Source organism: Tardiphaga sp., assembly GCF_028290785.1.
Taxonomy (GTDB): Bacteria; Pseudomonadota; Alphaproteobacteria; order Rhizobiales; family Xanthobacteraceae; genus Tardiphaga.
In genome coordinates this window covers 1-10,029 of sequence record NZ_JAQGJD010000358.1, presented here as the reverse complement: position 1 = coordinate 10,029, position 10,029 = coordinate 1, and the positions used below count along the sequence as shown (strand labels likewise).

At 64.3% G+C, this 10,029-nt stretch carries 8 protein-coding genes; 3 read left to right on the top strand and 5 right to left on the bottom strand.

All coding sequences use genetic code 11. From position 1 onward, the window contains the following. Window positions 1–282 precede the first annotated feature (282 nt). Window positions 283–663: a hypothetical protein gene (locus JWR89_RS23000; RefSeq protein WP_299720439.1), complete on the top strand. Its 381-nt coding sequence runs from the start codon at window positions 283–285 to the stop codon at window positions 661–663. A 213-nt stretch (window positions 664–876) separates the two neighbouring features. On the opposite strand, the gene leuB is transcribed toward JWR89_RS23000, so the two are convergent. Next, the gene (leuB, locus tag JWR89_RS22995) at window positions 877–1,989 is read right to left on the bottom strand and encodes a 3-isopropylmalate dehydrogenase (protein ID WP_299720438.1); all 1,113 of its coding nucleotides are present in this window, start codon (window positions 1,987–1,989) and stop codon (window positions 877–879) included. A 161-nt stretch (window positions 1,990–2,150) separates the two neighbouring features. Between leuB and JWR89_RS22990 the strand changes: the two genes are divergently transcribed. Then, entirely contained in the window at window positions 2,151–3,326 is a 1,176-nt protein-coding gene (locus tag JWR89_RS22990; protein ID WP_299720440.1) for a YbfB/YjiJ family MFS transporter, read from the top strand. A gap of 162 nt (window positions 3,327–3,488) precedes the next feature. Here the strand turns inward: JWR89_RS22990 and JWR89_RS22985 are convergent, their stop codons facing one another. The 3 genes from JWR89_RS22985 to JWR89_RS22975 form a co-directional block, all read right to left on the bottom strand. Further along, complete coding sequence (locus JWR89_RS22985) at window positions 3,489–4,271, bottom strand: molybdopterin-dependent oxidoreductase (RefSeq protein ID WP_299720437.1); 783 nt, start codon at window positions 4,269–4,271, stop codon at window positions 3,489–3,491. A 68-nt stretch (window positions 4,272–4,339) separates the two neighbouring features. Then, window positions 4,340–4,969 carry a cytochrome b/b6 domain-containing protein gene (locus tag JWR89_RS22980; RefSeq protein WP_299720435.1) on the bottom strand — a complete coding sequence of 210 codons (630 nt, stop codon included), beginning with the start codon at window positions 4,967–4,969 and terminating at the stop codon, window positions 4,340–4,342. A 202-nt stretch (window positions 4,970–5,171) separates the two neighbouring features. Then, window positions 5,172–5,759, bottom strand: a complete 588-nt coding sequence (locus JWR89_RS22975) for a fasciclin domain-containing protein (RefSeq protein ID WP_299720434.1) — start codon at window positions 5,757–5,759, stop codon at window positions 5,172–5,174. Between the two features lie 288 nt (window positions 5,760–6,047). Between JWR89_RS22975 and JWR89_RS22970 the strand changes: the two genes are divergently transcribed. Beyond that, window positions 6,048–7,568 (top strand): malonyl-CoA synthase, encoded by a 1,521-nt coding sequence (locus tag JWR89_RS22970; RefSeq protein WP_299720433.1) that lies wholly within the window; start codon window positions 6,048–6,050, stop codon window positions 7,566–7,568. 161 nt (window positions 7,569–7,729) lie between these two features. Here the strand turns inward: JWR89_RS22970 and JWR89_RS22965 are convergent. After that, window positions 7,730–10,029, bottom strand: a 2,300-nt coding sequence (locus JWR89_RS22965; protein WP_299720431.1) for a CusA/CzcA family heavy metal efflux RND transporter, incomplete at its 5' end; no start/stop codon positions are given.

Genomic DNA, 10,029 nt, shown 5'->3' with positions numbered 1-10,029 from the left:
TTGTTCGCCCATGCCGAGTTGAAGCGCAGAGGCTGTGCGACCGGCTCGGCGCTGCCGGCGACCTCGGCCGACTGGGTCACCGGAGCCCAGAACCCGCTGCTGCGCGGCAGCCTGTGACGCGCCATCCGCCGGGCGGCTTGCAGGTGGCATTCCGGCGTGCGGCGCATTATGTCTCGGGTGTGGCCCGATTGACCTTGTGGCATGCGACCGCCGCCAGCTAAACTGACACCAAATCGGGGTGCGCTGCTTCGCTTGCCCCATCTGAATGCCCATGAGGACCTGATGACCCTGAAATTCACCGCCGCGAAGACCTTTGCCGTGCTGCTGGCGACGGTCGCCGTGATCGCGACCGCTCTGGCCGCCACGCCGGCAGATGCCGCCAAGCGCAAGACCCAGGTCCGTGACCGCGACGCTGTCGCCTACGGCGCGCGCGGCCCGAACGCCTCGTATCAGGCCGGTCCGCGCACCCGCGTTTACGTCACCAAGCGCTCCTGGCTCGACGCCGGTGTCGAAGTGTTGCCGGGCGACCGCAAATTCACCGATTATGCCAATCCCCCCGGCCAGTCGTTCGCCCGCGAGAACCTGAACCGCCCGCTGGATCGCCAGCCGCTCAATTCGTCCTGGGATCTCGGCGGCTATCCCGAGCGCTTCCCGCTGTACTGAGCGCAGCAGCATTCATTTGCGAAAAATGCCCGGCTCAGCCGGGCATTTTTGTTGTGGCGTACGCGGCACTATCCCCGGGTCGTCCCCGCGAAAGCGGGGACCCATACGCCGTGCAACAGCATCGACGCGCGATCGATACCGTCTGTTATCAATTCGGCGGAGGCTATGGGTTCTCGCTTTCGCGGGGACGACCGGCGAGAGGTTCGTGATTATCTACGCGTAAAGCGCCTGCAGCTCCGCCAGCAGAGCCTCGCCCATCTGGCTGGTGCTCACCACCGTCTTGCCCTCCGACGCGATATCCGCCGTGCGCAAGCCCTTCGCCAGCACCGCGGCGATCGCCTGATCGACCTTGTCGGCCGCGTCGCCCATCTCCAGCGAGTAGCGCAGCGCCATGCCGAACGAGGCGATCATCGCCAGCGGATTGGCCTTGCCCTGGCCTGCGATATCCGGCGCCGAACCGTGCACCGGCTCGTACATCGCCTTGCGCTTGCCGGTCTTGGCATCGACCTCACCGAGCGAGGCCGACGGCAGCATGCCCAACGACCCCGTCAGCATCGCCGCGATATCGGAAAGCATGTCGCCGAACAGGTTGTCGGTGACGATGACGTCGAACTGCTTCGGCCACTTCACCAGGTTCATGCCGCCGGAATCCGCGAGCTGGTGCTCCAGCGTGACGTCCTTGTATTCGCGCCCATGGACCTGGGTGACGACCTCGTTCCACAGCACGCCGGACTTCATGACGTTGCGCTTTTCCATCGACGTCACCTTGTTGCCGCGCTTGCGCGCGAGGTCGAAGGCAACGCGCGCGATGCGTTCGATCTCGTAGGTGTCGTAGACCTGGGTATCGATAGCGCGCTTCTGGCCGTTGCCGAGATCGGTGATGGTCTTGGGTTCGCCGAAATACACGCCGCCGGTAAGCTCGCGCACGATCATGATGTCGAGCCCCTCGACCACCTCGCGCTTCAGGCTCGAGGAGTCTGCCAGCGCCGGGTAGCAGACCGCCGGCCGCAGATTGGCGAACAGGCCGAGGTCCTTGCGCAGACGCAACAACCCGGCTTCCGGGCGGTGCTCATAGGGCACGCTGTCCCATTTCGGGCCGCCCACCGCGCCAAAAATGATGGCGTCCGCAGCGTCTGCCTTGGCCATGGTGGCGTCGGTGATGGCAAGCTTGTCGGCATCATAGGCGGCGCCGCCGACCAGGCCGTTCTCGGTCTCGAAGCGCGCAATGCCCTGGGCGTTGAACCAGTCGATCAGCCTGACCACCTCGGCCATCACTTCGGGGCCGATGCCGTCGCCGGGGAGAAGCAGCAGGTTGTGCGTTGCCATGATCCGTGCCCTTGATCTTTCCTTGGGAATTCTGATTTCGGCGAGTGCTAAGGCGTCGTTGCGGGATTGGCAAGACAGTGTTGCCGCCGGGTGGCTTGCTCGCCCCGACGAAGACCTGCCATGCTTCGGCGCAGCCGCCGGAGACTCCCGTGACAGCCCCAATGCCACCATCGCCTTCCGCTCTCGCGCGGCAGATCCTGATTCTGTCGCTGGCACCGGCGATCGGGCTCGGCGTCGGCCGCTTCGCCTATTCGCTTCTGCTGCCCGATATGCGCGACGCCCTGCACTGGTCGTATTCGTCCGCCGGTTTCATGAACACCATCAACGCCGGCGGCTATCTGGCTGGCGCGCTTGTCGCAGCACGCCTGAGCAAGCGCTTCGGTCTGTTTGCCGTGGTGCGGGCCGGGACCATTGCCTGCGTGGTGTCGCTGTTGATCTGCGGCCTGTCGGATAATTTTACCGTGCTGAGTTTGGCGCGGCTGCTGACAGGGTTTGGCGCCGCGATCGCCTTCGTGGCCGGCGGCGCGCTGGCCGCGACGCTGGGACAGTCGCAGCCGGCGCGCTCAAGTTTTTTGCTGAGCCTGTTTTATGCCGGGCCCGGCGTCGGCATTCTGCTCTCCGGGCTGATAGCGCCGTTCATGCTGCAGGGTTTTGGCCCGGGGTCGTGGTGGATCGTCTGGCTGGCGCTGGCGGCCGTCTGCGCGATGCTGACGCTGCCGTTGCTGGCGCAGTCCATCGATGCGTCGGCCGGCGTATCCAACGTCGCCCCCTCGGCGGTGGCGCTGCGTCCAATATCGATCTTTCTGCTCAGCTATTTCATGTTCGGCGCCGGCTACATCGCCTACATGACGTTCATGATCGCCTATGTGCGCGATTTCGGCGGCGATGCCGTGGCGCAGAGCGCCTTCTGGTGCCTGGTCGGCGCCAGCGCCTTCGCCTCGCCCTGGGTGTGGCGCGGCGTTCTCGCGCGCGGCCGCAGCGGATCGGCGATGGCGATCATCCTCGGCGTCAACGCGGTCGGCGCGGCGATGCCGCTGCTTGGCCATTCGCCTCTGCTGCTCGGCGCCTCCGCGCTGGTATTCGGGGTCTCTTTCTTCGCGGTGGTCACCGCCACGACGGCCTTCGTGCGCTTCAACTATCCGCCGGACGCGTGGCCGAAGGCGATTGCCATCGTGACCATCGTGTTCGGCATCGGCCAGACGCTCGGCCCGATCGCCGTCGGCGCGATCAGCGACGCGACGCAGAGTCTGTCATCCGCGCTGGTGGTATCGGCCGCCACGCTGGGGATCGGCGCTGCCATAGCGATGTTTCAGAAACCGGTGGGGAAGGTGGTGTAGGTTCTAACGGCGTTCTTCCCTCTCCCCTTGTGGGAGAGGGTGGCTTCGCGAAGCGAAGACGGGTGAGGGGTACAGCGGAGCTCTGTCGCTTCCCCTCATCCGGCACGGACTTCGTCCGTGCCACCTTCTCCCACAAGGGGAGAAGGGAAGAAAGCAGCAGCGTCAACTGCCGCTGAATGAATTATAGCCCATGTCTTCCCAGTAGCCGCCCTTGTAGTCGTTGGTGACTTCCATCGAGACGACGTATTTCGGGTTCTTGAAGCCGAGCTTGGTCGGCACGCGGATCTTCATCGGAAAGCCGTAGGCCCGCGGCAAAATCTTGTTGTCGAACTTGAAGGTCATCTGGGTCTGCGGATGCAGCGCCGTCGGCATATCCAGCGGGCTGGTATAGTCCTCGGCGCAGCGGAACCAGACATATTTGGCCTTGGTATCGGCGCCGACCAGCGTCAGGAAATCGCGCAACGGCGTGCCTTGCCAGGAGCCGATCGCGCTCCAGCCCTCGACGCAGATATGCCTGGTGATCTGCGATACTTCCGGCAGCTTGTGCAACTCGGCCAGCGTCCATGACTTCTTGTTCTGCACCAGCCCGGAGACTTCGAGCTTCCAGTCGTTGCCGTCGATCTCCGGCGCCTCGTCTTCCGAATAGAAACCATTGAACGGGAACGGGCGCTTGATGTCCTTTTCCGAATAAGTCGGCGCCAGCGCGTTAGGATTGAAGATGGCGGCCTGCACCGCGTCGTTGAACTTGGAAATCTGCGCCAACATTTTGTCAGCCGAAAGACTGTCTGACACGTCGCAGCCGGTTAGCAAGGTCAGCGCGCCCAGGCTGGCGCCCGACGCGATGAAGCGCCGCCGCGACAGGTCGGGCATCAGCTTGGCGGCATCTTTCACCAGCAGCTTCTTGTCGACGCCAGGAATGATGAGGGAGCGGAAACGGCTGATCATGGTAGTTCTCCTCCAAGGCGCGATCCGAAAAGTGGCAACCGGTTTTCGGAAAATCGCGCCTTCTAAAATTAACGGCCGATGATCATGGCGCGCAGGCTTTTCGGTACCAGCAGCGCCAGAGCGACATGGACGACCAGAAACGCGACGATCAGCGCCATCATCGCGAAGTGCACATAGCGTGCGAAATCGTAGCCGCCGAACAAGGCGGTGAGATACTGGAACTGGACCGGCTTCCAGATCGACAGGCCGGACAGCACGATCAGAATGCCGACCACGATGATGCCGGCATAGAGCAGTTTCTGGACATTGTTGTATTTGGTCAGATCGTCATGGGAAAGCTTGCCGGTCAGCGCGGCCCGGGTGTCGTCGATCACGCCCGTCGCGGTAATCGGCAGCAGCTTGCGGCGAAACCGCCCGGTGGCGAGGCCGGTGACCAGGTAAACTAGCCCGTTGGCCACCAGCAGCCACATCGCGGCCAGATGCCACATGATGCCGCCGCCGAGCCAGCCGCCCAGCGTAATCATCGGAGAGAAGGTAAAATTGAACAGCGGCGACGCATTATAGATCTGCCAGCCCGACATGATCATCAGCACCATCGCCACCGCATTGATCCAGTGCACGATCCGCACCCAGGCGGGTTGAATCACCCGGGTCGGGGCGGCGGTCGCCTTTTCGGCGCTGAAGGAGATGCTCGACATCGAATGATCCGTTCCAAATGGTCCACCCAGCTATACGGCAAAATCCGTCGTTCGTTACAGTTGACGCCACGGCTGTGACGCAGCGCGATCACAAAAAAGCGAGCCGGGTTGCCCCGGCTCGCTTCGTCGCGCCCGTGGGGACGCGCGCGCACCCGGTGGGGACTAGTCCGGATGCGCGAAGCACTCGCGCGTAAGGCGTAGATCAGGCCTTCGGCATCAACACGGTGTCGATGACGTGGATGACGCCGTTGGACTGGTTGACGTCCGCGATGGTGACGGTCGAGGAGCCGCCCTTGGCGTCCACGATCATGACCTTGCCGCCCGACGCTTTCACGGTCAGCTCTTCGCCTTCCACGGTCTTCAGCTTCTGGCCGTCCTTAAGGTCAGCCGCGTTCAGCTTGCCGGCCACCACGTGGTAGGTGAGGATCTTGGTGAGGGTGGCCTTGCTCTCGGGCTTCACCAGGGTATCGACGGTGCCGGCCGGCAGCTTGCCGAAGGCAGCGTTGGTCGGGGCGAACACGGTGAACGGGCCCTTGCTGGAGAGGGTGTCGACCAGACCGGCGGCCTTCACGGCGGCGACCAGCGTGGTGTGATCCTTGGAGTTGACGGCGTTCTCGACGATGTTCTTGGAAGGATACATCGGGGCGCCGCCGACCATCACGGTCTTCTCGCCGGACATCTCGCTCTTCATCATCTTCTTGTCTTCGGCCGATGCGGGGGCCAGCAGGCTGCCGGAGATGGCGAGGGTGCTGAATGCGACGGCCGACAAAAGTGCAATGCGCTTGGACATGGATCGTCTCCCATTGGATGGATATGGACCGGCTTATGGCCGGCGCGTTAAAGGGGGCACACACCACGGTGCAGACTGCTTGGAGCCAGACTGCGCCGCCGATGCCCGAGCTACGCAGGCGTTTCAGGGCAGTTTCAGGAAATCTATTTTGCCGCAGGGTGAAACTTTTGCCGCCGCGTCGCGTTCGCGTGAGGAAATTGCCTTTGGGTCGGCATTCTTGCTAGTAAATGCGCGTCGTATTGACGCGATCGGTCGATCGCACCCCGCCCCGGAACTGCGTGACATCCCATGAGCACCAACGCCAATCTGTTTTCCCGCCTGTTCGACGATCTCGACGACGCCTCGCGTCTGGCGATCGAGACTCCCGAAGGCAAGCACATCAGCTATGGCGATCTGATCGCGCTGGCCGGCCGGATGGCCAATGTGCTGGTGGAGCGCGGCGTGAAGCCCGGCGATCGCGTCGCCGCCCAGACCGAGAAGTCGGTGCCGGGTCTCGTCCTATATCTGGCGACGGTGCGCGCCGGCGCGGTCTACCTGCCGCTCAACACGGCGTACACGCTGAACGAGCTCGATTACTTCATTACCGACGCCGAGCCGGCGCTGATCGTCTGCGATCCTTCCAAAGCCGAAGGGTTCGCCAGCATGGCCGCCAAGGTCGGCGCCAAGGTCGAGACGCTCGGGGCTGACGGCAAGGGCTCGCTGACCGACGCTGCGGCTGCCGCAAAGACCGACTTCATCACGGTGCCACGTGCCGACGACGATCTCGCCGCGATCCTCTACACATCAGGCACTACCGGCCGTTCCAAGGGCGCGATGCTGACGCACGACAATCTCGCGTCGAATTCGCTGAGCCTGGTCAGCTACTGGCGTTTCACTGACAAGGACGTGCTGATCCACGCGCTGCCGATCTATCATACCCACGGCCTGTTCGTGGCCAGCAACGTCACGCTGTTTGCGCGTGCGTCGATGATCTTCCTGCCCAAGCTCGATGCCGAACTGATCATCAGACTGATGGCGCGCGCCACCGTGCTGATGGGCGTGCCGACTTTCTACACGCGGATCCTGCAGAGCCCGAACCTGACGAAGGATTCTTGCAGCCACATGCGGCTGTTCATTTCCGGCTCGGCGCCGCTGCTGGCGGACACCCATCGTGAGTGGTTCGCGCGCACCGGCCACGCCGTGCTGGAACGTTACGGCATGACCGAAACCAACATGAACACGTCGAATCCCTATGACGGTGAGCGCGTGCCCGGCGCCGTCGGCCAGGCGCTGCCCGGCGTTTCCGTGCGCGTCACCGATCCCGAGACCGGCAAGGTCTTCCTGCCGGAAACCATCGGCATGATCGAGGTCAAGGGCCCCAACGTGTTCAAGGGCTACTGGCGGATGCCGGAGAAGACCAAGGCGGAATTCCGCGACGACGGCTTCTTCATTACCGGCGACCTCGGCAAGATCGACGATAAGGGGTATGTCCACATTCTCGGCCGCGGCAAGGATCTGGTGATCTCCGGTGGCTTCAACGTCTACCCGAAGGAAATCGAGAGCGAGATCGACGCCATGCCGGGCGTGGTGGAGTCCGCCGTGATCGGCGTGCCGCATGCCGATTTCGGCGAAGGCGTCACGGCGGTGGTGGTGTCCGACAAGAGCGCGGGCCTCACCGAGGCCGGCGTGATCGCCGCGCTGGACGGTCGGATCGCAAAATTCAAGATGCCGAAGCGCGTGCTGTTCGTCGATGATTTGCCGCGCAATACGATGGGCAAGGTGCAGAAGAACGTGCTGCGCGATACGTATGGGAAGATCTACGCGAAGTAGGGTGGACGGATAGGCGCGCCACAAACACCGCGTCGTCCCCGCGAAGGCGGGGACCCATATACGCCGTCGCGTGTGGCCAAGGCGCTATAAGCGATAGCGTGCTACTTGCAGTTACGGTGGCTATGGGTCCCCGCCTTCGCGGGGACGACACCGAGTGTAGTTCATCTTGCTTCCGCCACATCCTTCCCCAGCCACGCCACCAGCGCCGGCAACACCAGCAGCGTCAGCAGGGTCGCGCTGATCAGGCCGCCGATCACCACAGTGGCGATCGGGCGCTGCACTTCGGCGCCGGTGCCGGTGGCCAGTGCCATCGGCACGAAACCCAGCGAGGCCACCAGTGCCGTCATCGCCACCGGCCGCAGCCGCGTCAGCGCGCCTTCGTGGATCGCTTCGAGACGGCTGCGGCCCTCCGTCATCAATTGCTTCACATAGGTCAGCATCACCAGCCCGTTCAGCACCGCGACCCCCGACAGCGCGATGAAGCCCACCGCGGCCGAGACCGAGAACGGAATGCCGCGCAGCCAGAGCGCCAGCACGCCGCCGGTCAGCGCCAGCGGCACCGCGCTGAACACCAGCGCCGCATCGCGGGCCGAGCCCAGCGCGCTCATCAGCAACAGGAAGATCAGCACGAAGCAGCCCGGTACCACCCAGGCCAGACGCTGGCGCGCCGCCGCCAGGTTCTCGAACTGGCCGCCCCATGTCATCCAGTATCCCGCGGGCAGCCGGACCTGCGCATCGATCGCGGCGCGCGCTTCGTTTGCCACCGAGGCGATGTCGCGGTCGCGGACATTGGCTGTCACGACCACGCGGCGCTTGCCGTTGTCGCGGCTGATCAGGTTCGGGCCTTCGCCGAGATTGAACGAGGCTAGCTGGCCGAGCGGAATCGTGGCGACCGCCGCGCCGGCCAGCGGCAACGCCACCGGCAGGTTCTGCAGCGCATCGAGATCGCCGCGAATATGCTCGGGCAGCCGCACCACAATCTCGAAGGTCCGATCGCCCTCGAAGATCGCACCGGCGTCTCGGCCGCCGATCGCGTTGCCGATCACCTCCTGCACGGCGGCGAGGCTGAGGCCGCGCCGGGCGATCTCCGCCTTGTCGATGGCGATGTCGAGGATCGACAGGCCGGCCGCCTGTTCGACCTTGACATCGACGGCGCCCTTCGTCGCGCGCAGGATTGCCGCGACCTTGTTGGCCGATTGCAGCAGCGGTTCGAATTCATCTCCGAAGATCTTCACGGCCAGATCGCCGCGCACCCCGGCGATCAACTCGTTGAAGCGCATCTGGATCGGCTGGGTGAATTCATAGGCGTTGCCCGGCACCTGCTCGACCGCCGCCTCGATCTGCTTCAGCAGCCCGTCCTTGCCCAGTTTCGGGTCCGGCCACTGCGCCTGCGGCTTGAGGATGATGAAGGTATCGGACGCATTCGGCGGCATCGGGTCGGAGGCCGTTTCGGCGGTGCCGGTCTTGGAGAATACCAGGGCCACCTGCGGCAGTGCCATGATCGCCTTCTCGACATCGACCTGCATGGCCTGCGACTGGGTCAGGCTGGTGCTGGGAATCCGCAGCGCGTGCATGGCAAAGTTCTTTTCGTCGAGCGTCGGGATGAACTCCTGCCCGAGCCGCGCGAACAGAAGCACGGCGAGACCGAACAGCACGACCGCACCTGCGATGGTCGCAATTGGCCGCCGGATGCTGTGCGCCAGCGCCGGCGCATAGAGCCGCTTCATCCAGCGGATGGCGGCGTTGTCGCCTTCGTGAACGCGACCGGTGACCAGGATCGCTATCATCGCCGGAACGAAGGTCAGCGACAGCACGAAAGCCGCCGCGAGCGCCAGCAGCACCGTAAGCGCCATCGGCTGGAACATCTTCCCCTCGACGCCGGTGAAGGTGAGCAGCGGCAGGTAGACCAGCATGATGATGGCCTGGCCGTAAACGCTGGGGCCGATCATCTCCTCGGCGGCCTGCTGCACGGTCTGCAGACGCTCGGCCAGCGACAGCGTGCGCCCCGCCGCTTGTTGCTTTTCGGCGAGGTGGCGCAGCGTGTTCTCAGCGATGATCACGGCGCCATCGACGATCAGGCCGAAGTCGAGCGCGCCAAAACTCATCAGGTTGGCGCTGATCCGGCCTTGCAGCATGCCGGCAGCGGTCATCAGCATCGCCAGCGGGATCACCAGCGCGGCGACCAGCGCCGCGCGAAAATTACCGAGCAGCAGGAACAGCACGACGATCACCAGCAGCGCGCCTTCGCCGAGGTTGCTGGCGACGGTCTTGATCGTCGCGTCCACCAGCGTCGTGCGGTCAAGCACGGCGGTGAGTTCGATGCCGGCGGGCAGGGTCTTGCGAAGCTCCGCGAGCTTCGCATCGACAGCCGCGGCCACGGTGCGGCTGTTGCTGCCGATCAGCATCAGCGCGGTGCCGATCACCACTTCGTGGCCGTTCATGCTGGCGCTGCCGGTGCGGA

Bases quoted from the DNA above. Each gene is read 5' to 3' on its own strand.
- JWR89_RS23000 (WP_299720439.1), top strand. From the start codon at position 283: ATGACCCTGAAATTCACCGCCGCGAAGACCTTTGCCGTGCTGCTGGCG.
- leuB (WP_299720438.1), bottom strand. From the start codon at position 1,989: ATGGCAACGCACAACCTGCTGCTTCTCCCCGGCGACGGCATCGGCCCC.
- JWR89_RS22990 (WP_299720440.1), top strand. From the start codon at position 2,151: ATGCCACCATCGCCTTCCGCTCTCGCGCGGCAGATCCTGATTCTGTCG.
- JWR89_RS22985 (WP_299720437.1), bottom strand. From the start codon at position 4,271: ATGATCAGCCGTTTCCGCTCCCTCATCATTCCTGGCGTCGACAAGAAG.
- JWR89_RS22980 (WP_299720435.1), bottom strand. From the start codon at position 4,969: ATGTCGAGCATCTCCTTCAGCGCCGAAAAGGCGACCGCCGCCCCGACC.
- JWR89_RS22975 (WP_299720434.1), bottom strand. From the start codon at position 5,759: ATGTCCAAGCGCATTGCACTTTTGTCGGCCGTCGCATTCAGCACCCTC.
- JWR89_RS22970 (WP_299720433.1), top strand. From the start codon at position 6,048: ATGAGCACCAACGCCAATCTGTTTTCCCGCCTGTTCGACGATCTCGAC.